The sequence below is a fragment of the Caballeronia jiangsuensis genome (assembly GCF_046030135.1).
Taxonomy (GTDB): domain Bacteria; phylum Pseudomonadota; class Gammaproteobacteria; order Burkholderiales; family Burkholderiaceae; genus Caballeronia; species Caballeronia jiangsuensis.
The window spans coordinates 204,227-225,143 of sequence record NZ_JAQQDB010000002.1 but is presented as its reverse complement, the minus strand read 5'-3'; the positions used below and the strand labels follow the sequence as shown (position 1 = coordinate 225,143).

Genomic DNA, 20,917 nt, shown 5'->3' with positions numbered 1-20,917 from the left:
CGGCCGCCCACGCGTTGCTTTGCCCTTTTTAAGGCCATCTCCTCCAAGCGAGTCTCCGATGAAAAAGTCTTTGAAGAAATCCCTCGTGCTTCTGGTGCTGGCGGCTTTCGCGGCCCCGACGCTGTCGTTCGCGGCGGCGGACTACCCGAACAACAAGCCGCGCCCCGCGTATCACAAGAAAGGCCAGAAGCATCACAAGAAGTCGACTACGACGCCGCCCGCCTCGCAAACGCAATAACGCGGCAATCACGCGACACTGCTCATAAAAATGCACGGGCATCCGGTTACGGACGCCCGTGCATTTCTTTTGGCGCCGCCCGGCGCGAAATCAGGCCGCTTCGAGACGCGCCCGCATGGCGTCGAGACGCGCGGCGTCGATATGGCCGCGCGCCGCCATGACTTCGAGCGCTGCCAGCGCGGATGCCGCGCCACAAAGCGACGCGGCTTTCGCGTCCGCATCGAGTTCGAAGGCGGCCGAACGTTTGGCGCTACGCATTCGCCAGATTTTCCCGCACGCGAAAAACGCCACCACGAACCCGAATCCAGGGACGCTCACGCGCCAGAAGTCTTCATCCGATGAAGTCGCGAAAACGACGCAGGGTATCGACAGAAGCGCCATCACCGACAGCACCGTCCATGCGAAATCGAGCAGCATCGTTCTGCGTTGCGTCGCGTGCCCGACTTCATGCGCGACGACGATTCGAAGCAACGGCTCCGGCAGCGCCAGCGTGGCGCGATCGACTTCGATGCGATTGAACAAGGCCTCGTAGCAAGGCCCGGCGCAGCCGGTCACGAAGCGCACATGCGGCGGCGTGACGTGCAGCGCAGCGGCATCGGCGGCGACGAGCGAAAGGATATGTTGTTCCTCCACGCGAAGCCGCTTCATGATCATTGTCCCGGATGATCGGTCCATTCGCTGCGCGTCTGCCACGCATCGATCTCGGCGGTCAGCTTCGCCAGTTTGGCGCGCACGAGTTCCAGCCCGGGGCCGCCGAGCACGAGATGTCCCGGCGGCTCGGGCGACGTGACCGCTTCGATTATGACCTGCGCGGCGCGCGCCGGATCGCCCGGCTGCCTGCCGCTGCGTTCCGCGATGGCCGCGCGCCGGGTGCCCGACGTCTGCGCGTAATCGTCGATCGGCTTGCGCGTTTGCTTGAGGGACCGGCCCGCCCAGTCCGTGCGGAACGGGCCCGGCTCGACCGCCGTGACCTTGATGCCGAGCCCTTCGGTTTCGCGCGCGAGCGCTTCGCCGAGGCCCTCCAGCGCGAACTTCGTCGCCGCGTAGTAGCCGCTGCCCGGATTGCCGACGAGACCGCCCACCGACGTGATGTTGACGACATGCCCCGCACGGCGTTCGCGCATGCGGGGCAGCACAGCCCGGATCATCGCGGCTGCGCCGAAGAAGTTCGCTTCGAACATCGCGCGCACTTCATCGTCTTCGCCCTCTTCGACGGCCGAGAGATAGCCGAAACCCGCGTTGTTTACGAGCACGTCGATACGACCGAACGCGGCGTGGGCATCGTCGATGGCGGACTTGATCTCATCGGCGTGCGTGACATCCAGACGCACCGCGATTGCGCGGCCTTCGGCGCGTTCGACGATATCGGTGACGCTCGCGGGATCTCGCGCGGCGACGACAGCGCGCCAGCCCTTGTCGATCACGGCGCAGGCGAGTTCGCGGCCGAAGCCGGTCGAGCAGCCGGTGATGAACCAGACGGGCGTGTCGTTGTTGCCGTTGGATGCGGACATGTGGTTCTCCATGGAAAACGCGCGCACCCGATCATTTTGACCGGAATGCGCACGCGTGTGTCGGAGGGTTCGAAAGACGAATTCGTGAAGCTAATTCGTGAAGCTATCGCAACGCGGGCATACGGATCGCGCGATGATTCCGCGGCTCGAACAAAACCGCTTGTTCGATGCGCGTCGCGATTTTCTTCCACCCGGCGAGCTCGTCTTCGAGCACCGCGAGCGTCAGAAGAATGCGCTCGCGATCGTGTTTCCCGCGGGCCTCTTGCGCGCTTTCGCGCAACGGCACGAGCGCCGCCTCACGCTCCGCGATCTGCTTCGCGATTCTGTCCCTCAGGCATTTCAGTGATTGGTCCATTTCCGTATGACAGGATGATGTCACCGATCCCTGAGCAAACCGCGCGCCTGACCGCGAACGCCGCACAATGCCGCCTTCGTGCAAACCGATGTCGCTGCCGTGCTACACGCCTGCCCCGCTCCGTCCTTATAGTGATCCGTCGATCCGGCGCGCATTCATTCGAGGCGAAAGCGTGAGCACTGAAGAACTGGGCAGCATGAGTCCGCCGGATGAATGCGATAAACGCATCGGCGCCGGGCTTCCTTTTGGCCGCATCGTTTCGTCCATTGCCAGTCTTTTGCTCGGCTTCGCCCTGCTCGTCATGGGCAACGGCCTGCTGGGCACGCTCGTCGCGTTGCGCATGGTGCATGCGAATTTCCCGTCGGCGACGATCGGCTTCGTGCAGGCCGCCTATTACACCGGCTTCATGCTTGGCGCATGGCGCGGCTCGGCGATCATCGCGCGCGTCGGGCATCATCGCGCGTTCGCGGTTTTCGCGGCGCTCGCTGCGGCGAGCGCGCTCGGCTATGCGGTCACGTCCCAAGCGGCCGTCTGGATGGCGCTGCGCTTCTTGACGGGCTTCTCGCTCGTCGGCATCTTCGCCGTGATGGAAAGCTGGCTCAACGGCGTTGCGCCCAATGCCTTTCGCGGACGCGTGTTCTCCGTCTATTCCATCACCACGTATCTGTGTGTCGGCGCGGGGCAGTTTCTGATCGGCGTGGCGAATTCGAACGGCTTCGAACTGTTCAGTCTCGTGGCCGCGCTGTTCGCGTTGTCGCTCGTGCCGGCGAGTCTCGCGCGCGTGTCCGTCGCGGATATCGATGAACGTCCCGAGCCGGCCGGTCCGCTCGAAGCGCCGCCGAAAACAAAGCTCAAGGCATTGCCGACGCTCTGGCGCGATGCCCCTCTCGCGTTATGGGGATGCTTCGCATCGGGCCTGCTCAACAGCACGTTCTATGCGCTCTATCCGGTCTACATGCGGGGCGCGGGATATGCCGTCGAAGAAGTATCGAGCTTCATGGGCCTCGCGCTGATTGCGGCGCTGCTGCCGCAGTGGCCGCTTGCGCATCTGTCGGACAGGTTCGACCGCAAGCGCGTGATCTGCGCGATTGCTTCGGCGCTGACGCTCGCGAGCGCGACGCTCTTCGTCTTTCATGGCGCGGCCTTCGTTCAGCCCGTCGCGTATCTCTACGTGAGTCTCATCTTCACGATCTATGGCGTATCGGTCGCGCATGCGAACGACTGGATCGCGCCGCGTCAGCGCGTAGCCGTCAGCGCCGGACTGCTGCTGACCTTCGCGCTGGGCGGAAGCATCGGCCCGATTGCGGCTTCGTTCGTGATGGGTCGCGTCGGCCCTGCGGGCATCTATCTGTTTGCGCTGTTCGTCACCGCTTCGCTTGCGGCACTCGCATGGCGCAGTATCGGTGCTCGCCGCAATGCAGCATCGCAATGACCAGACCGTACAGCCGACGTACTTCCGTATGCAACTGATTTAAAACGAAAAAACTAGGTCACGCGCACGTCATGGCGTTTTCGTGACAAACAATGTCGGGTCGATGGTAGCCCTATGTCCCCACTCCGCTCTATCGTTTAGGCCATAGCAGGACTCAAACATAGACACGGCTCTTCAACGAAGGAGCTCAGGAGACATAGTGGAAACCCTTGCCTTCATCTGGGACAACCTGGCGAGCATCGCCAGGATGACCGGCGAGCACATCGAGATCGTCGGCGTGGGCGTCGGGCTCGCGATCCTGACTGGCGTGCCGCTCGGCATCGCGATCACGATCAACGAACGCCTCGCGAAGATCGTGCTGTATGTCGCGGCGATCATCATGACGATTCCCTCGGTCGCGCTGTTCGGCCTGATGATTCCCGTCCTCTCCGTGATCGGCCAGGGCATCGGCTTTCTGCCGACGGTCATCGCGCTCTTTCTCTATTCGCAGTTGCCGATCGTACGCAACACCTATACCGCGATCACCAACATCGATCCGGCCTTGCGCGAAGCAGCACGCGGCATGGGCATGACCACCGGCGAGCGTCTGCGCAAGGTCGAGATTCCCATTGCGCTGCCGATCATCATGGCCGGCGTGCGCATGGCGGTCGTGATCAACGTAGGCATCGCGGCGATCGCGGCGTATATCGGCGCGGGCGGTCTCGGCAAGCTCATCAGCCGCGGCATTTCGCAGTCGGACCCGCGCCAGTTGATCGCGGGCGCGATCCTCGTGAGCGTGCTCGCCATCGCCGCCGATATCGGTCTCTCGTGGGTGCAGCGCTGGCTCACGCCGAAGGGACTTCGCGCTCCTTCGCGCGCAGCCAGCCTCGCGCTGCGCCTCACCGCCATGACGGGCTTTCGCAAACAAACCGGACACGCGCAATAAATCATGATCAAGCTCTCCAACCTTACCAAGCGATATGACGGCGCGGCGAGCCCGGTCGTCGACGGCATCAACATGGAAGTGGGCGCGGGCGAGATCTGCGTGCTGCTCGGGCCGTCGGGATGCGGCAAGACCACAACGCTCAAGATGATCAACCGTCTCGTGCGTCCCACCTCGGGCAAGATCTATCTCGAAGGGCGCGATACGGACGAGTTCGAAGTCGTCGAATTGCGCCGCCGCATCGGTTATGTGATTCAGCAGATCGGGCTCTTTCCGAACATGACGGTCGAGGAAAACATCAGCGTCGTGCCGACGCTGCTCGGCTGGGACAAGGCGAAGACGCGCCGCCGCGCGGCGGAACTGCTCGAGATCGTCGCGCTCGATCCCGCAACCTATCTCACGCGCTATCCGAAGGACTTGTCGGGCGGCCAGGCGCAACGTGTCGGCGTGGCGCGCGCGCTCGCCACCGATCCGCCCGTCATGCTGATGGACGAGCCGTTCGGCGCGATCGATCCGATCAATCGCGAGCTGATTCAGGACGAATTCCTGCGCATTCAGAAGCAGGTGAAGAAGACGATCATGTTCGTGAGCCACGACATCGACGAAGCCGTGAAGATGGCCGACAAGATCGCTATCTTCCGCAACGGTCATCTCGAACAATTCGATTCGCCGGACAACATTCTCGCGCGTCCCGCCACGCCGTTCATCGCGGGCTTCGTCGGCACGGATCGCGCGTTGAAGCGTCTGCGTCTGTTGCGCGCCCGCGATGCGCTTTCCGCATGCGATTGCATCGTACGCGTCGGCGAAGACAGTGCGCGCGCCAGAGCGATGATGGAGAAGCACGGCGTCGACCGCATCGTGCTCGTCGATGCCGCCGACAAGCCGCACGGCTGTCTCACGATCGATCGCTTGCTGAATGTCGAAGGCCCGGTCACCGCGGCGCACGCGCTTCCCGTTCAGGCCACCGCGAGCCAGAAGGACGATCTGCGCACCGTCGTATCGACGATGTTCGCGAACGGCGCTTCGTGGCTGCCCACCGTCGATGACGACGGCCGCTTCGTCGGCTATGTGAGCCAGGAGCGCATCGTCGACATGTTGAAGCTGCCTGCCGGAGAACACGCATGAAACGCGTATTGTCAGCCGCGCTCCTTGCTGCGCTGAGCACGCAGGCGCACGCCGATAGCTGGTGGGCGAGCATCGATCAGTACCGCAGCGACATCGTGTATCAAGGGCTGCACATGATGATGATGGTCGCCGTGGCGGGCGTGCTCGCGATCATCGTCGCGATTCCGGCCGGCGTCTATCTGAGCCGTCCGTCGCAAAAACGCGGCGCGGCCGTCGTGATGCAGTCGCTCAACGCGGGACAGGCCGTGCCGAAGCTCGCCCTGCTCGCACTCGCCATGAGCGTGATGGGCATCGGTGCGATGCCCGCGATCTTCGGCTTGTGGGTCGCTACGCTGCTGCCCATTGCGCTGAACACATACGAAGGCCTGCGCGCGGTGCCGCCCACGCTGATCGAAGCCGCGACCGGCATGGGCATGACGCCGTGGCAGATTCTCTGGCGCGTCGAGCTTCCCAACGCGCTATACGTGATCTTCGCGGGCATTCGCACGGCATTGGCGATCACGGTCGGCACGGCCCCGCTCGCGTTTCTGATCGGCGGCGGCGGCCTCGGCGAACTGATCTTCACCGGCATCGATCTGAACGACTTCGGCATGCTGCTCGCGGGCGCCGTCCCGACCGCGCTGCTCGCCATTTTCACCGACGCGTTCATCGGCCAGATGCAACGACTGATGGTATCGCGCGGCGTGAATCCGCAAACCTGACTCCTTGATCCGCATTTCGCAACAGTGAGAGAGACCATGAAAAAGTTATTCTCCGTATCGTTCGGCATCCTTATTTCGATGTTTGCAAGCTTCACCGCGAGCGCCGCATCGGTGGTGGTCGGCGGCAAGAACTTCACCGAGCAGCAGTTGATGGCCGAGATGACCTCGCGCTATCTCGAAGCGAAGGGCTTCACCGTGACGAAGAAGGACGGCATGGGCAGCGCCGTGCTGCGTCAGGCGCAGGAAAACGGTCAGGTCGATGTGTACTGGGAATACACGGGCACGTCGCTCATCACCTACAACAAGGTCAACGACCGCCTCTCGCCCGACGACACCTACAAGAAGGTCAAAGAACTGGATGCGGCGAAGGGTCTCGTGTGGCTGAACCCGTCGAAGGCGAACAACACGTATGCGTTCGCGATGAATCAGGACGAAGCGAAGAAGCTCGGCATCGTCACGATGAGCGATCTCGCGAAGGCGATCAAGGGCGGCAAGGAACTCACGTTCGCCTGCAACTCGGAGTTCTACGCGCGCCCTGACGGTCTGCGTCCGCTGCAAAAGCAATACGGTTTCGAGTTCAGCCAGGGCGATGTCAAGCGCATGGATACGGGCCTCACGTATCAGGCGCTGAAGGATCATCAGGTGGATGTCGCGCTCGTCTTCGCCACCGATGGCCGCGTGCCCGCATTCAACTTCGTCTTGCTGAAGGACGACAAGGGCTACTTCCCGTCGTATGCGCTGACGCCGGTCGTCCGCAAGGCGACGCTCGATGCGAACCCCACACTCGGGCCGCTGCTCAACGCGCTGTCGGCGAAGCTGGATGCGCCCACGATGGCCCGCCTCAACGCGAGCGTTGACGTACAGAAGAAGTCCTTCTCCGATGTCGCGAATCAGTTCCTCAAAGAGTCCGGGCTGATCTGAACGCCAGCCGCGCAAATGCAAAGGATCGACCTCATGACCACGATCAAAGTGGCCGCTGCGCAAACCGATACGGCATACGGCGACGTGCACGCGAACCTCGCTCGTCATCTCGATCATATCGGCGATGCGAAGAAGCGCGGCGTGCGTCTGCTCGTCTTCCCCGAGCTTTCGCTGCACGGCCATAGCGGCGGCAAGGATGCGCTGCGTCTCGCGATGACGCGCGACGATCCCGCGATCCGCCAACTCGCCGAAGCGAGCGCGGGCATGCATGTGGTCTTCGGCTTCATCGAGGAGGCGCCCGGCGGGCAGTTCTACAACAGCCAGGCGACGGTCGCGAACGGCAAGCTGATTCACGTGCATCGCAAGACGATGCTGGCGACGTACGGCAAGCTGCGCGACGGCCTTTACTTCGCCGCCGGCCCGAAGCCGGAAAGCTATTCGATCGATGACGCATGGCGCGTCGCGACGCCCATCTGCAACGATCTATGGAATCCGGCGGTGGTGCACGGACTCATGTGCGACGGCGTCACGCTGCTGGCGGCACCGATCAGCTCCGCGCGCGAGGCCGTGGGCGAAGGCTTCGACAATCCATCGGGATGGGACCTCAATCTGCGCTTCTACGCGCTCACGTACGGCGTGCCGATCGTCATGGCGAATCGCGTCGGCACGGAGGGCATGATGACCTTCTGGGGCGGCTCGCGCATCCTCGATCCTTTCGGCAAAACCATCGCGCAGGCAGAAGGCGAAGCGGAGTGCCTCGTCGTCGGCGAGATCGATTACGAAGCGATCCGCCGCGCCCGCTTTCTTCTGCCGACCGTGCGCGACGCACGCGTCTATGCGCAGCGAATCTGAACGAACCTACACCACGATCATGCGCGATTTTCTTTTAGACGATGCGGACCGGGCCTTTCGCGCCGAAGTCCGCGACTTCCTGCAACGCGAGCTTGCGCCGCGCACAGCAGATATCGAAGACCGTCAGAGCTGGGATGCGGTCAGGCATGTAGTCCGCGCACTCGGTGCGGCGGGCTATCTGAAGCTGATGTTCCCCGACCTGTACAAAGGCAAGCTCGAACACCCCGGCCTCACGCACGCGACGATTCTTTCCGAAGAAGCGTCGTACATCAACTATGCGTTCGAGACGACCATCGCGACCGCCCTGTCATGTGCGTATCCGCTGCATCGTCATGCGAGCGAGCGTCTGCGCGATACCTATCTCACGCCGATACTCGAAGGCACGGCCATCGGCGCAATCTGTGTGACCGAACCGAATGTCGGCAGCGATTCGGCGGGCATGGAGACGCGCATCGAGTTCGATGAAACGCGCAACGAGTGGGTCATCAATGGTTTCAAGCGCTATATCTCGAATGCATCCGTCGCGGATGTCTACATCGTCTATGGACTGACCGGCGACGGCATGACCGCGGTTGCGGTGCCGAAGAACGCGAAGGGCATCAGTTTTCCTCGCAACTATACGTTCATGGGGCGGCGCGGCTGCATCGTCGGTGAGGTGAGGTTCGAGAATTGCCGCGTGCCTGCCGATCATCTGCTCGGCGACAAAGGCGGCGGCTTTCGCATCATGCGCGGCATGTTCAACTTCGAACGCGCGATTCTCGGCGGCTCGGGGCTCGGCGTCGCACGCAGCGCATTCGATATCGCGACGGCGCACGCGCAGACGCGCAAATCGTTCGGTCAGGCGCTCGGCTGCAAGCAACTCATCTGGGACAAGATCGCGCAGATGAGCTGGCGCATCGACGCATCGGAACTCATCACCTATCGCGCGACCAAGATGTACGACGCGGGCGCCGACGGCAAGGCGCTGATGAAGGAAGCCGCGATGGCCAAGCTCGTCGCGACCGAAACCGCGAACTATTGCGCCGACGAGACCGTGCAGATTCTCGGCGGCGACGGCCTCACGAAGGAATACGGCCGCGCCGAGCAGCTCTATCGCGATGCGCGGGCGCTCACCATCGTCGGCGGCACGTCAGAAGTCGCCAAGTATCTGATCGCGGGTCGCGATCTTCCCGATATCCGGATCACTCTCTAGAGAGCAACACGCATCATGCTCACGATCACGTCGCTTTTCGAAAACACGGTCGCTAAATATCCGGACCGTCCCGCGCTGACCTGCGGCGCCGTTTCACTCACGTATGCGCAATGGAATGCGCGTGTGCGCCGTCTCGCGCAGGCGCTCTTCGATCTTGGCGTGCGCCAGATGGACCGCGTCGCGATTCTGCAAAAGACCTCCGACGCGACGCCCACTGCGTACATGGCGTGCCAGTTGCTCGGCGCGATCGCGGTACCGATGAACTTCCGTCTCTCCGCCAACGAGGCCGCGTTCATTCTGCGCGACGCGGGCGCGCGGGCTTTGATCTATGACGACTCGATGTTGCCGGTGGTCGCGAAGATCGAGCAGTCGCTGCCTGATCTGCGCACGTACGTTTGCGTGAACAATGGCTCCGACATGCCCGCGCATCATCACGCGTTCGAAGCGTTGATCGCGCGCGTGGAGCAATTCGATGCGCCGCTGCCGCGCCTTGAGCCCGACGATATCTCCGCGCTCGTCTATACGTCCGGCACCACGGGGCGTCCGAAGGGCGCGATCCACACGCACGGCAACGACGTTTCCATCGCGACGAACTGCGTGATGGAGTACAGCCTCACGAGCACGGATGCGGCCTTGCATATCGCGCCGCTCTATCACGTCGGCGGCATGCAGGCGTATTTCGTGCCGCATCTGATGGTCGGCGCGCATAACGTGATCCTGCCGCGTTACGAGCCGCTCGCGACGCTGCAAGCTATCGCGCATTACGGCATCACGACGCTATTCGCCGTGCCGACGCAGATACAGGACATGCTGTTCCATCCGGACTTCGCATCGATCGATACGCATAGCCTGCGCATGATCACGACCGGCGGCGCGGCGATTCCCGCGAAAACGATGCAGCGCGTGATCGACGAGTTCTGCCCGAGCATCTTCAACGGCTATGGCATGACCGAAGCAAGCCTCACGCTGCTGCTGCATCCGCGCGATGCGCTCACGTATCTCGGCTCGTGCGGCAAGCCCACGCTCATCAGCACCTGTCGCGTGATCCGCAATGATCCGGAGCGCGTCGTCACGCCGAGCGAAACCGTCGAGGCGGGCGAAGTCGGCCAGTTGATCGTCAAGGGACCGCAGCTCGCGTCGGGCTACTGGAACAACCCGGTCGAGACCGACAAGAAATTCAAGTCGGGCTGGCTCTATACGGGCGATCTTTTCAGCATCGACGAAGCAGGTTACTTTCACTTTCAGGGCCGCGCCGACGACATGATCGTGTCGGGTGGCGAGAACATTTATCCGCGCGAGATCGAGGAAGTGCTGTATCACTGTCCCGGCGTGCAGGAAGCCGCGGTGATCGGCGTGCCCGACGAAAAGTGGGGGCAAGCGGTGACCGCCTTTATCGTGCGCAGCGTATCGACGCTGACCGAAGACGATGTCGTCGCCTTCTGCAAAACCGGCGACGATCTCGCGCCCTACAAGCGGCCGAAGAAGGTGTTCTTCGTCGATAAGCTGCCGCTGAATCCGAGCGGCAAGGTGCTGCGTCACGAACTCGCCGGACCCGTTTATCAAAGCATGCTTTCAGGAGCCTCGCAATGAGCGAACCCGTACTGTACGAACAGGACGGCCACGTCGTCACGATGACGCTGAACCGCCCCGAAACGCGCAACGCCATTACCGAAAAAGAAGTCGTCGATGCGATCATCGCGTGTCTGGAGCGCGCGCAGGGCGACATGTCCGTGCGCGTGATCGTGCTGACGGGTTCGGGTCCGGCGTTCTCGTCGGGCGGCAACATCAAGCATATGCGCGATGAAGTCGGCACGTTTTCGGGAACGTCGGCGCATATTCGCGAGAACTATCGGCGCGGCATTCAGCGCATTCCGCGTGCGTTTCATGAACTCGACGTGCCGTGCATCGCCGCCGTGAACGGTCCCGCGCACGGCGCGGGCTGCGATCTCGCGCTGATGTGCGATATCCGCATCGCGGGCGAAAGCGCGTTGTTCGCCGAGAGCTTCGCGAAGGTTGGCATCATTCCCGGCGATGGCGGCGCGTGGCTGCTGCCGCGTGCAGTCGGCCTGTCGCGCGCCAACGAAATGATCTTCACCGGCAAGGCGATCGACGCGAAATGCGCCGAGGCATGGGGACTCGTGTCGCGCGTCGTGCCCGATGCGGAACTGATGGAAACGGCGCTCACGCTCGCACGCGAGATCGCGAGCAACGCGCCCGATATCCTGCGCATGTCGAAGCGCCTCGTGCGCGAAGGTCAACGCATGGACCTGCCGAGCCTGCTGGAAATGTCGGCGGCGTTTCAGGGCATCGCGCATCGCACGGCGGATCATCGCGAGGCGATCGCCGCCACGTTCGAGCGCCGCGCGCCCTCCTATACCGGAGACTGATGGATGGGCACATCCGCCATCGCGTTCATTCATGAACTGACGTTCGATGTCTTGCCTGGGCGCGTCATCGAACAGGCAAAACTATGCGTGCTCGATTTGCTCGGCGTCGCGCTTGCCGGAAGAAAAACCGAGTCGTCGCGTATCGCGAGCGATCACGCCTTCGAGTTCTTCGCGCCTGGCGCGCTGCGCTCGCGCATGTTGTTCGATGGCCGCGCCGCCAGCCCGATCGGCGCGGGCCTCGCAGGCGCGATGACCATCGATAGCTGCGACGGCCACGACGGCCACGCGCAGACGAAAGGGCATGTCGGCGTGACCGTGCTGCCCGCGCTGCTCGCGCTCGCGGACATGCGGCCCGGCATGAGCGGCCGCGAGTTTCTCGCATGCGTCGTGCTCGGCTATGAGCTCGGCACGCGCGCGGGCATTGCGCTGCACGCGAGCGCCTGCGATTATCATACGTCGGGTGCACGGAATGCCCTGGCTGCGGCGGCGCTCGCCGCGCGCGTGCTGCCGCTCGACATGCGGCAAACGCGCGAGGCGCTCGGCATCGCGGAGTATCACGGGCCGCGCAGTCAGATGATGCGCTGCATCGATCACCCGACGATGGTGAAGGACGGTTCCGGCTGGGGCTGCATGGCGGGTCTCTCCGCCGCGTTTCTCGCGCAACGCGGCTTTACCGGCGCGCCGGCGATCACCATTGAGCAGGACGAAACCCGCGGTATCTGGAGCGATCTGGGCGAACGCTGGCGCATCATGGAGCAATATTTCAAACCGCAACCCGTCTGCCGATGGGCGCATCCCGCTATCGATGCAGCGCTCGCGCTCAAGTCGGAACACGGCTTCACGAGCGAGCAGATTCGCGCGGTGAACGTGCGCACGTTCCATCATGCGACGCGCCTCGCGCACGCCGCGCCGGCATCGACTGAAGAGGCGCAGTACAGTCTGCTCTTTCCCGTCGCGGTCGCGCTGAAACATGGCGCAGTGCGCTTCGACGCGCTTCACGGCGATGCCCTTCGCGATCAGCAAGTCCTTCGTCTGAGCCATCTCATTCGCGTCGAGGAAGGCGCGGAGTACACGTCGCGTTTTCCGGGCGAGCGCTTCGCCGAAGTGAGCATCGAACTATTCGATGGCAGGCGTTTCGATTCCGGTGCGACGCAAGCGCTGGGCGATCCCGACTTGCCGCTCGACGCCAACGCGATCCGCGCCAAGTTCCGCGCGTTCGCCGAGCCCGCGTGCGGCGCGAACATCGCGCGCGAACTGAAACGCACCGTTGACTCGCTGGACTCAGACGATGTGACGCCCCTGCTCGATCTCGTGCTCGGATCGATTCGCGTCTAGCGCATGAACGCGAACGACATCCCGCCGACCACACGCTCGATCAGGGCCGTGCGCGCGCCTGCGTCCATCGCCGATGGAGAGACGAAAACCCAGCGCATGGGCTTCTTTCTCGTTCCGCACTTCTCGATGATGGCGCTCAGCTCCGTCACCGAGCCATTGCGCGCGGCCAATCGCGTGAGCGGCAAGGCGCTCTATAGCTGGCACCTGATCAGCGCGGACGGCGAGCCGGTCTCATCGAGCTCGGGCTTCGCGCTGTTGCCCGACTTCGCGATCACGTCGTCGCCGGAATTGAGTCATGTGTTCGTCGTCGCGAGTATCGGCGTGTCGAACTATCGCAACGCACAGGTCTTCGATTTCTTGCGGCGCTATGCGGCAAAGGGATCGACGCTCGGCGGCATCAGTCTCGGCACGATGATCCTCGCGCGCGCGGGATTGCTCGACAAGCGCCGTTGCACGATTCACTGGGAAGCACTGAAGGAACTCGCCGACGAATTTCCCACGCTCGACGTGAGCCGCGATCTCTATTGCATCGAAGGCGATCGCATGACATGCAGCGGCGGGACCGCCGCCATCGACATGATGCTCGATCTGATCGCGCGTCAGCATGGGCATCAACTCGCCGCGGAAGTCGCCGATCAGTTCATCCACACGCGCATGCGCACCGCGCAGGAAAGCCAGAAGATGGCGATTCAATGGCGCTACGGCGTGGAAGATCGCCGCATCGTGCATGCGGTCACGCTGATGGAGCAGAACATCGAGCGTCCCATTCCGATGAAGACGATCGCATCGCTCGCGGGCATTTCGCCGCGCACGTTCGAGCGCATGTGGATCAAGCATTTCAACGTACGGCCGTCGCAGTTTTATCTGGAGCTTCGGCTCAAGGCCGCGCAAAAGCTGATTCGCGAATCGTCGCTTTCTCTGCTCGATGTTGCGATGCAGTGCGGCTTCGCGAGCGCGTCGCATCTCGGGCGCTGCTACAAGCAATGCTTTGCAAAGACGCCAGGACAGGAACGCGCCGCCAGCTAGACGCGATGAAAGTTATCGCGACGTTATCCGGCATCGCCTGCGCTGATCGCCGATTGCATGCTCTTCAATAGCTTCGCGAGATAGCGAAGCAAGCCGACCGTATCGCCGAATTCGATAAAACCCGGCTTGACGCCATCGCTGAAGAGCAGCGTGCCGTCCAGCGCGTGATCGACGATCAGGCCGGCGTACGCGGCGTGCGGCCTGTATTCGTCGGCGGCGAGGCTGAACGTGTTGCCGGTCGCGACGGCATCGCGCAGACGCATGAGGAATTGCACTTCCGGCGCGCGCGATGCGGAAAGTCGGTGAATATCGAAGTATTCGGCGACCGCGAGAATCGCATTCGTGCACGGCACGGTCAGCGCGAAAGCGATGCGCTTCTCGGCAGTGTCGAACGACGGCCACGACGGCGCGTTCTCCGGCGGCGAGCTTTTCATCGGCGTGCCGTCTTCGCTATGCGTATGCGCTTCAGGGTGCGAATGCTTGCGCGCGAGTAACGGCTGCGCTTTCGCGAAATCGGGCGGCGGCGCGCCGCGCTCGATCCAGTCGGACAGCAGGCTCGCATAGGCATGGAGCGTCGTCAGTTGCGCTTCGATGAAAGCGACGCCGATTCTGCAAGCGTCTGGATGGCGGTTTTCCGGCATGGCATCTCCTTTGCGTTTTTTCTTTATATGCAATGACTGCGCCCGATCAAAGTACGGGCCGGGGATCGACAGTTAGTTGCGCGGCATGTGACCGTAATGTGGGAGAAATGCTACAAATAACGTAACGGAAATTTACCAATCCCTGACGACACGCTATATTCCCATCGCTATAACGTGAAGCGGCGCTCCGTCGGCTTCATCGCGGTGGGACCTCTTGTCACTTCTCTCGCAAGAAGTGGCTTCAATGACATCACGCACGACTCGACCTTCGCGCGATTACTCGCGAAGCCGGGATGGCCGCGTTCGCGCCTTTAAAAGCGCTGCGCCGTCCCTCGATCGGGCCGCGTCGAGCGGCATCCGCGTCATGCGGACAACACCTGGGAAAAGAAAAATGAAGAAGCACATCGTAGCGGCTGCGGCACTCGGCATGTTCGGCATCGCGGCGCACGCGCAAAGCAGCGTCACGCTGTACGGGATCATCGACGCCGGCATCACGTACGCGAACAAGGTCGCGGTGCCCGGCGGCCACGACAGCCTCGTGAAGTACGGCGACGGCGTCGCGCAAGGCAGCCGCTGGGGCCTGCGCGGCACGGAAGATCTGGGCGGCGGTCTCAAGGCGATCTTCGTGCTCGAGAGCGGCTTCAACAGCGGCGACGGCACGCTCGGCCAGGGCGGCGCGCTGTTCGGCCGTCAGGCGTATGTCGGTCTCGCGAAGAACGAATACGGCTCGCTGACCTTCGGTCGTCAATACTCGTTCTCCACCGATTATCTCGGCGGCAGCTACACGATGGGCAGCCAGACGCCCGCCGGCAACTACGCGTATCACATCAACGATCTGGACCAGTTGACGTCGAGCCGCATCAACAACGCGGTCAAGTTCAGCAGCGCCAATTTCGACGGCCTGACGTTCGGCGCGATGTACGGCTTCTCGAACTCGACGAACTTCGCGGGCTCGCCCACGACCGGAACCGGCGCGACCGCGGTGCAAGGCTCGTCGAGCGCGTATAGCTTCGGTTTGAACTACGCGCAAGGGCCGCTCGGCATCGGCGCGGCGTACACCAAGCTGCGCTATCCGAACGCCGCGACGCCGGCCTTCAGCGTGAGCATCGCCAACGTGAACACGCTCGGTCTGCACGACCTCGAAACCTACGGCGTGGGCGCGCGTTACTCGATCGCCGCCGCCGTGATCTGGGCAAACTGGACGCACACGATGTTCCATCAGATCACGACCGGATCGTCGACGCTGAACAACTATGAAATCGGCGGCAAGTACACGTTCACGCCGGCATTGAGCGCGGGCGTCGGCTACACGTTCTCGGACCTGAGCGGCAACTTCGACGGCAAGTGGCATCAGATCAACGGCGTGGTGGACTACGCGCTGTCGAAGCGTACCGATGTCTATGTGATCGGCGCGTATCAGAAGGCGTCGGGCAGCAACCGCGGCGTGCCGGTGCAGGCGGAGATCGGCTCGTCGTCGTCGTTCATCGGCAATGCGGGCGCGAACACGCAGCTCGTGACGCGCGTCGGTCTTCGTCACAAGTTCTGATCGAAGGCTAGTTCGATGAAAGCGCGATGCCGCAGCGGCAGCGCGCTTTTTTTTCATCCATTCGATAGGCACCGTAGGCGCGCCGGCATTGCCTGACATGCGCCAGTCAGAAGGAGTGCCTCACGCCGACGATCGCGCCCAGTTGTCCCATGCCCGCGCCGGGTGTCGTGCCGCCGCCGCCCGCGCTCACCGAATAGCGCGCCTTCGCGCTGTTCCACAAGTAAGCGACGTTGCCGTATACGGCCGTTCGCTTCGACAGGAAATAGGTGGCGCGCAGGCTTGCCATCGTCGCGCGCGTGTCGTGTTGCTGGACGATCACGCGGTAGCCTTCGCCATCGAGCGCGAGCGCCGGCGTCACGAAGTATTGCGCGCCGAGATAGAAGAGATTGGAACGCACGCTGCCACCGGGCCCGTCCGATTCCACGCGACGCCCGACCCAGCCGCCGCCGAGCTTCACGCCCATCACGTTCACGTAACCGTTCGCCTGCAGGCGCGCGTCCTTGTCGCCGCTCGATACGATCGGAAAGGGCGCCACGCCATCGAAGAAATTCGCCGCGGCATTCGTGCCGCCATGCTGCTCGTCGTAAGCGGTGGCGACGCCGAAGTACGTGCTGTCGTACTTCAACATCGCGCTCCATTCGCGGCATTGGCTCGCATCGCCCGGCACGGGTCCGAAGCATGTGCCCTGCCCCGGCGAGTTGCCCGTGCCCGCGCTGTCGCGACCGAACGAGTACGACGCGCCCACCGTGACGCCGTGGAACTTGCCCTTATAGGCGACGGTGCTGTCGCTACGTCCGTTCGGGATGAACGCATCCAGTGCGCCGATGCCGTAGATGTCCGGCCCGAGGATATCGGCGTCGAGCATGGCCCAGTAGGTCATCGTGTATTGCCGCCCGAACGACAGCGTGCCCCACGGCCCTTCCAGCCCGACGAACGCCTGCCTGCCGAAGAGCCGCCCGCCCTGCCCTGAATCGCCCGCGCGTACGTTGAAGCCGCTTTCGAGCACGAATACGGCCTTGAGCTCCGCGCCGAGATCTTCCACGCCGCGCATGCCCCAGCGCGATGGCACTTCGCCAGTGATGCCCGGCATGCGCACGACATGATCGCCCGCGGCGTTTGCGTGCGACACGTACTCGACGCCCGTGTCCATCACGCCATACAACGTGACGCTGCTCTGCGCGAACGCAGACACACTGAACAACATTGCGATCGATACCGCGATTCGGCCAAATCTCATGAACTCTCCCATGTCTCCATATATTCGTTCGGATGACGAATCTTATGCCGATGAATGAAACCATCGCGGCGAGCTTAGGGATTGAGGCCGATATCGGCAACGGGGCGGACGACGGAGGTGCCGACGTCGAAAAGTGAAGCGAAGCGTTTTGTTTCTATGAAGCGCTCGACTGCACGCATTCTCTTTTCTTCTGCGACTCGAATCGCAAGAAAAATTGCAGGAATGGCGCTGCGTTCATGGGGATGAAATATGTTCAAGCCTTTCTTGAACGAGACGGATCGATGCCGTGTTCATATCGGCGGCGCGCGAGTTGCACGGCATTCATGTTTCACTTGCAACTACTTCGCTTCTGGCGCGCAAGTCGATATGGCATCTTTGACTTCACCTATCGATCTTCAATCAAGCGAAGGAAACGAACCCATGTCCCCGAAGCAAACCAGCAAGGAAGAACTCGTCGCGCGATGCCTGCCCTTTCTCGAAGAGGTCAGGAACATGACGACGGACCCGAACGTCGAGCAATGGCTCAATACGAAATACGGCGTGGATAGCGCGCTCTACAAGGACCTGGCGCGGCTGATCAGGCTCGGCGTCGAAGAAGGATGGGCGGCGGATGTCGAAATCTCCGGACCGCGATATCGACGCGCACGTCTTGTCGCGCCCTGTCCGGAGACGTTCTTTTTCAGCATCACGGCTGTGTTGATGGACAGCACCGGCAACGAGCAGAACAATCCGGAAGACAGCTTCCGTGGCGACTATCACGCGCACCCGTACGGCGAGTTCAACATGGTCGTGCCGCTCGACGAAGGCGCGGCCCTCGCTGGTCCCAACGGATGGTGTCATGGCGGATGGACAGCGCCCGCGCCGGGCAGCCATCACTATCCGGAAGCGAAGGGCGGCGCGGTGATCGCGCTGTTCTTTCTGCCTGCTGGGCGAATCGCTTACGACATCCAACCGCCCGCGCATTGAAGCACTTGGACATCGAAGCGCGCGGTGAGTCGCGTTACTCGGCGGCTTCCGCCGCTTTCGGCGCCGGAGCCGGAGCCGATCGCGCCAGGCGATTCGTCTCCAGATATACGGCGCGTTCCGCATCGGCCGTCGAGACTTCACCTGCTTTTTCGCCCGCGAGATCGATTCGCGACGCGCCCTGCACGAGGCAGGTCCAGTAGCGGTTGCCGCGGCACCATACCTTGATCGCGCTGCGCAGTTCCTTCTCGTTGAGCTTGAGCTCCTCCGCGTGCTTCATCAGATCCTCGAAAATACCGACCTTCAAGGGAACCTTGGGCGCGGGATTTTTCGGAAATGCGAGAGGAAAACGCTTTTGCAGCTTTCCGATCGTATGCACGACAGGATCCACCGGTTTCGATGGAACCGCGGGTTTGGCGGATTTGGCCGGTTTGGCCGATTTAGCAGGTTCAGCCGGCTTCGACGCGGCCACCGGCGCGGGACGCCGCACGCGCGGCGCCTTTTTCTTCGCTGCGTTGCTTGCAGCCTGTTTTGCGAGTTGCTCTTTCAGTCCGGCGAGTTGTTCGAAGCCCATCACATCGTGCCCGTAGAAAACGTATCCGGATTTTAACAGCCTCCGGTGACGACCTCGTTGCGGGCGGCGGCGGCCTCATCGGACAGGCATCCAAAACCGAAAAGACCGCCTTGCCGGCGTTGCGCTTACTGTCCGCCCGAATAGATGTTGCAGAAGGGTCGCGGAGCGCAGTTGTTCGACATGCTCCCGGCCCAGTTCGACGTTCTCCCGCTCGCGCTCTGGCCCATTGCCGCGCCGCCATAAGCGGTGTCGCCGGAAGGTGGCGCAGTTTGGGCCTCTTGTTGACGGGGTGCGGGGATGGACTGCAGGGTATCGGTGGGTTCCTGTGCCTGAGTCAGGTTTCCGAGTGAAAAGGCGGCCACTAGCGTGGTCGTAACGAGGAAGGTCTTCATGATGTTCTCCTTCAACGAAGACTTACCGCTGCCTGACGAAACAACCGCCAGGTGAACCAGGTGCGCAAGAATCTGCGCACATATCAAACATATACCGAAGCCGACGCGAAGTTAAATCCGATGCTCGTCGCGTCGCATGAACGTTCGGCCGAATCTTGATTCGCGCACTAATGCGCGACCGGCTGCCCATCGGCGACGTTCGCCACGATACGCGGGCTCGCCATCTGCTTGAGCAACAACGCGACGCACGATGCCGCGCCCGCCATCGCGACCACGGTGAAAATGCCCGGCAAGCTCATCCGCTGCCGCGACAACTCCGCGACGAGAAACGACCCCGCAATGCCGCCGAAGCGCCCGACGCCGAGCATCCACGCGACACCGGTGCCGCGTCCCGCTGTCGGATAGAACGCGGCGGCGAGTGCGGGCATCGACGCCTGCGCCGTGTTCACGAGCAGGCCCGCGACGAAGACCGTGCACACCAGCAGGCCGACATTGCCGATCGCCTGTCCGATCGCAATCACGCTCACCGCGCCGAGCGCATACGCGGCCGCCACGACGCCGTTCGGATTGAAGCGATCCATCAGCATGCCGCACAGCACCGTGCCCGCGCCGCCGAGCGGAAAGAGCGCGGAAATCAGCGCCGCGCGTTGCGGGCTCAGCCCCGCGTCCTTCAGCAGCACTGGCATCCAGTTGATCAGGCCGTAGAAGATGACGAGGCCCATGAAGTAGCACAGCCACAGCATCAGCGAACCGAAGACATAGCCGCGCGACAGCACGATGCGCGCGCCGCCGCCGTCCGTATCGCGCACGGTGGCTTCGCGCATCACGAACGATTCCGCCGATGCCGCTTCCGGCGCGATGCGCGCCATCACCTTTCGAATGCGCTCGACAGGCTTCTTCTTCGACACCATGTACTGGACCGATTCCGGCAACGCGATCACGAGCACTGCGGTCAGCACCAACGGCACCGCGCCGCCGAAGTGCAGCACGCCGCGCCAGCCGAACTGCGGAATCATCCATGCCGCGAGGAATCCGCCGAACGCGGCGCCCAGCGGAAAGCCGCAGAACATCAGATTAACGATGGTCGCGCGGCGGCTGTTCGGACAGAACTCGCTCATCAACGTGACGGCGTTGGGCATCGCCGCGCCCAGACCGACGCCGGTGACGAAGCGCAGCGCGGTCAGCTCCGTGAGGTTGCTCGCGAAGCCCGAAGCCAGGCACGCGAGGCCGAATATCAGCACGGCCGCGATCAGCACGCCGCGCCTGCCCCAGCGATCCGCCAGCGGCCCCGACAAAAGCGCGCCGCATGCGAGCCCGAAGAGCGCGGCGCTCAACACCGGCGCGAGGGCCGCTCTGCTCAAGTGCCATTCGCCGACGAGCGATGGCGCGATGAACCCGATCGCGGCCGTGTCGAAGCCATCCATCAGTACGATCACGAAGCACATCGCGAACACGAGCCATTGATAACGCGAAAACGGGTGCGCGTTGACGAGCGCCTGTACATCGATAACCTTTGTCTCTTCCATTGCATCCTCTCTGATCGACGGGCGCCCAGATTAAGAGCGCG

At 62.9% G+C, this 20,917-nt stretch carries 23 protein-coding genes; 15 read left to right on the top strand and 8 right to left on the bottom strand.

Annotated features, from left to right (window positions below):
• The first annotated feature begins 58 nt into the window (after positions 1 to 58).
• Positions 59 to 238 carry a hypothetical protein gene (locus tag PQR08_RS02925; RefSeq protein WP_187604531.1) on the top strand — a complete coding sequence of 60 codons (180 nt, stop codon included), beginning with the start codon at positions 59 to 61 and terminating at the stop codon, positions 236 to 238.
• 90 nt (positions 239 to 328) lie between these two features.
• Here PQR08_RS02925 and PQR08_RS02920 read toward each other — a convergent pair whose 3' ends face one another.
• A complete protein-coding gene (locus PQR08_RS02920; protein WP_250485490.1) occupies positions 329 to 886 on the bottom strand; it encodes a M48 family metalloprotease in 558 nt (185 codons plus the stop codon).
• 2 nt (positions 887 to 888) lie between these two features.
• A complete protein-coding gene (locus tag PQR08_RS02915) occupies positions 889 to 1,749 on the bottom strand; it encodes an oxidoreductase (RefSeq protein ID WP_238288798.1) in 861 nt (286 codons plus the stop codon).
• 97 nt (positions 1,750 to 1,846) lie between these two features.
• Here PQR08_RS02915 and PQR08_RS02910 point away from each other — a divergent pair, with 97 nt between their 5' ends.
• From PQR08_RS02910 to PQR08_RS02855, 12 genes are all read left to right on the top strand, one after another.
• Positions 1,847 to 2,095, top strand: coding sequence for a hypothetical protein (locus PQR08_RS02910; protein ID WP_250485491.1), 249 nt, complete (start codon positions 1,847 to 1,849; stop codon positions 2,093 to 2,095).
• A gap of 181 nt (positions 2,096 to 2,276) precedes the next feature.
• Positions 2,277 to 3,536, top strand: coding sequence for an MFS transporter (locus PQR08_RS02905; RefSeq protein WP_250485492.1), 1,260 nt, complete (start codon positions 2,277 to 2,279; stop codon positions 3,534 to 3,536).
• A gap of 199 nt (positions 3,537 to 3,735) precedes the next feature.
• The gene (locus tag PQR08_RS02900) at positions 3,736 to 4,461 is read left to right on the top strand and encodes an ABC transporter permease (protein WP_035505821.1); all 726 of its coding nucleotides are present in this window, start codon (positions 3,736 to 3,738) and stop codon (positions 4,459 to 4,461) included.
• A gap of 3 nt (positions 4,462 to 4,464) precedes the next feature.
• Positions 4,465 to 5,583, top strand: coding sequence for an ABC transporter ATP-binding protein (locus PQR08_RS02895; RefSeq protein WP_238211188.1), 1,119 nt, complete (start codon positions 4,465 to 4,467; stop codon positions 5,581 to 5,583).
• Positions 5,580 to 6,284, top strand: a complete 705-nt coding sequence (locus PQR08_RS02890; RefSeq protein ID WP_408161045.1) for an ABC transporter permease — start codon at positions 5,580 to 5,582, stop codon at positions 6,282 to 6,284. Before PQR08_RS02895 ends, PQR08_RS02890 begins: the two co-directional genes overlap by 4 nt.
• Before the next feature lie 36 nt (positions 6,285 to 6,320).
• On the top strand, positions 6,321 to 7,205 hold the full coding sequence (locus PQR08_RS02885) for a glycine betaine ABC transporter substrate-binding protein (protein WP_035505815.1): 885 nt from the start codon (positions 6,321 to 6,323) through the stop codon (positions 7,203 to 7,205).
• Between the two features lie 33 nt (positions 7,206 to 7,238).
• Positions 7,239 to 8,057, top strand: a complete 819-nt coding sequence (locus PQR08_RS02880; RefSeq protein WP_238288793.1) for a nitrilase-related carbon-nitrogen hydrolase — start codon at positions 7,239 to 7,241, stop codon at positions 8,055 to 8,057.
• Entirely contained in the window at positions 8,041 to 9,249 is a 1,209-nt protein-coding gene (locus PQR08_RS02875) for an acyl-CoA dehydrogenase family protein (protein ID WP_250485494.1), read from the top strand. Before PQR08_RS02880 ends, PQR08_RS02875 begins: the two co-directional genes overlap by 17 nt.
• A gap of 15 nt (positions 9,250 to 9,264) precedes the next feature.
• Entirely contained in the window at positions 9,265 to 10,839 is a 1,575-nt protein-coding gene (locus PQR08_RS02870) for a class I adenylate-forming enzyme family protein (RefSeq protein ID WP_250485495.1), read from the top strand.
• A complete protein-coding gene (locus PQR08_RS02865; protein ID WP_250485496.1) occupies positions 10,836 to 11,636 on the top strand; it encodes a crotonase/enoyl-CoA hydratase family protein in 801 nt (266 codons plus the stop codon). The genes PQR08_RS02870 and PQR08_RS02865 overlap by 4 nt, the downstream gene beginning before the upstream one ends.
• 3 nt (positions 11,637 to 11,639) lie before the next feature.
• A complete protein-coding gene (locus PQR08_RS02860) occupies positions 11,640 to 12,971 on the top strand; it encodes an MmgE/PrpD family protein (protein ID WP_250485497.1) in 1,332 nt (443 codons plus the stop codon).
• 3 nt (positions 12,972 to 12,974) lie between these two features.
• Entirely contained in the window at positions 12,975 to 13,997 is a 1,023-nt protein-coding gene (locus PQR08_RS02855; protein WP_250485498.1) for a GlxA family transcriptional regulator, read from the top strand.
• 23 nt (positions 13,998 to 14,020) lie between these two features.
• On the opposite strand, the gene PQR08_RS02850 is transcribed toward PQR08_RS02855, so the two are convergent.
• Complete coding sequence (locus tag PQR08_RS02850) at positions 14,021 to 14,638, bottom strand: hypothetical protein (protein ID WP_250485499.1); 618 nt, start codon at positions 14,636 to 14,638, stop codon at positions 14,021 to 14,023.
• 391 nt (positions 14,639 to 15,029) lie between these two features.
• Between PQR08_RS02850 and PQR08_RS02845 the strand changes: the two genes are divergently transcribed.
• On the top strand, positions 15,030 to 16,184 hold the full coding sequence (locus tag PQR08_RS02845) for a porin (RefSeq protein WP_250485500.1): 1,155 nt from the start codon (positions 15,030 to 15,032) through the stop codon (positions 16,182 to 16,184).
• Between the two features lie 106 nt (positions 16,185 to 16,290).
• Here PQR08_RS02845 and PQR08_RS02840 read toward each other — a convergent pair whose 3' ends face one another.
• Complete coding sequence (locus tag PQR08_RS02840; RefSeq protein ID WP_250485501.1) at positions 16,291 to 17,421, bottom strand: porin; 1,131 nt, start codon at positions 17,419 to 17,421, stop codon at positions 16,291 to 16,293.
• Positions 17,422 to 17,495: 74 nt separating this feature from the next.
• Positions 17,496 to 17,678, bottom strand: coding sequence for a hypothetical protein (locus PQR08_RS02835; RefSeq protein WP_250485502.1), 183 nt, complete (start codon positions 17,676 to 17,678; stop codon positions 17,496 to 17,498).
• A gap of 163 nt (positions 17,679 to 17,841) precedes the next feature.
• On the opposite strand from PQR08_RS02835, the gene PQR08_RS02830 reads away from it, so the two are divergent.
• A complete protein-coding gene (locus PQR08_RS02830; RefSeq protein ID WP_250485503.1) occupies positions 17,842 to 18,387 on the top strand; it encodes a 4-hydroxylaminobenzoate lyase in 546 nt (181 codons plus the stop codon).
• A gap of 34 nt (positions 18,388 to 18,421) precedes the next feature.
• On the opposite strand, the gene PQR08_RS02825 is transcribed toward PQR08_RS02830, so the two are convergent.
• The 3 genes from PQR08_RS02825 to PQR08_RS02815 all read right to left on the bottom strand — a co-directional run bounded on the left by PQR08_RS02825 (position 18,422) and on the right by PQR08_RS02815 (position 20,876).
• Positions 18,422 to 18,958 carry a ProQ/FinO family protein gene (locus PQR08_RS02825; RefSeq protein WP_250485504.1) on the bottom strand — a complete coding sequence of 179 codons (537 nt, stop codon included), beginning with the start codon at positions 18,956 to 18,958 and terminating at the stop codon, positions 18,422 to 18,424.
• 125 nt (positions 18,959 to 19,083) lie between these two features.
• Positions 19,084 to 19,350, bottom strand: a complete 267-nt coding sequence (locus tag PQR08_RS02820) for a hypothetical protein (RefSeq protein WP_187604048.1) — start codon at positions 19,348 to 19,350, stop codon at positions 19,084 to 19,086.
• 167 nt (positions 19,351 to 19,517) lie between these two features.
• Entirely contained in the window at positions 19,518 to 20,876 is a 1,359-nt protein-coding gene (locus tag PQR08_RS02815) for an MFS transporter (protein WP_250485505.1), read from the bottom strand.
• Positions 20,877 to 20,917: the final 41 nt, after the last annotated feature.

Coding starts and splice junctions, on each gene's coding strand:
- PQR08_RS02845 (WP_250485500.1), top strand. CDS start 15,030: ATGAAGAAGCACATCGTAGCGGCTGCGGCACTCGGCATGTTCGGCATC.
- PQR08_RS02925 (WP_187604531.1), top strand. CDS start 59: ATGAAAAAGTCTTTGAAGAAATCCCTCGTGCTTCTGGTGCTGGCGGCT.
- PQR08_RS02920 (WP_250485490.1), bottom strand. CDS start 886: ATGAAGCGGCTTCGCGTGGAGGAACAACATATCCTTTCGCTCGTCGCC.
- PQR08_RS02855 (WP_250485498.1), top strand. CDS start 12,975: ATGAACGCGAACGACATCCCGCCGACCACACGCTCGATCAGGGCCGTG.
- PQR08_RS02815 (WP_250485505.1), bottom strand. CDS start 20,876: ATGGAAGAGACAAAGGTTATCGATGTACAGGCGCTCGTCAACGCGCAC.
- PQR08_RS02825 (WP_250485504.1), bottom strand. CDS start 18,958: ATGGGCTTCGAACAACTCGCCGGACTGAAAGAGCAACTCGCAAAACAG.
- PQR08_RS02870 (WP_250485495.1), top strand. CDS start 9,265: ATGCTCACGATCACGTCGCTTTTCGAAAACACGGTCGCTAAATATCCG.
- PQR08_RS02880 (WP_238288793.1), top strand. CDS start 7,239: ATGACCACGATCAAAGTGGCCGCTGCGCAAACCGATACGGCATACGGC.
- PQR08_RS02915 (WP_238288798.1), bottom strand. CDS start 1,749: ATGTCCGCATCCAACGGCAACAACGACACGCCCGTCTGGTTCATCACC.
- PQR08_RS02890 (WP_408161045.1), top strand. CDS start 5,580: ATGAAACGCGTATTGTCAGCCGCGCTCCTTGCTGCGCTGAGCACGCAG.
- PQR08_RS02875 (WP_250485494.1), top strand. CDS start 8,041: ATGCGCAGCGAATCTGAACGAACCTACACCACGATCATGCGCGATTTT.
- PQR08_RS02860 (WP_250485497.1), top strand. CDS start 11,640: ATGGGCACATCCGCCATCGCGTTCATTCATGAACTGACGTTCGATGTC.
- PQR08_RS02820 (WP_187604048.1), bottom strand. CDS start 19,350: ATGAAGACCTTCCTCGTTACGACCACGCTAGTGGCCGCCTTTTCACTC.
- PQR08_RS02895 (WP_238211188.1), top strand. CDS start 4,465: ATGATCAAGCTCTCCAACCTTACCAAGCGATATGACGGCGCGGCGAGC.
- PQR08_RS02830 (WP_250485503.1), top strand. CDS start 17,842: ATGTCCCCGAAGCAAACCAGCAAGGAAGAACTCGTCGCGCGATGCCTG.
- PQR08_RS02885 (WP_035505815.1), top strand. CDS start 6,321: ATGAAAAAGTTATTCTCCGTATCGTTCGGCATCCTTATTTCGATGTTT.
- PQR08_RS02840 (WP_250485501.1), bottom strand. CDS start 17,421: ATGAGATTTGGCCGAATCGCGGTATCGATCGCAATGTTGTTCAGTGTG.
- PQR08_RS02865 (WP_250485496.1), top strand. CDS start 10,836: ATGAGCGAACCCGTACTGTACGAACAGGACGGCCACGTCGTCACGATG.
- PQR08_RS02850 (WP_250485499.1), bottom strand. CDS start 14,638: ATGCCGGAAAACCGCCATCCAGACGCTTGCAGAATCGGCGTCGCTTTC.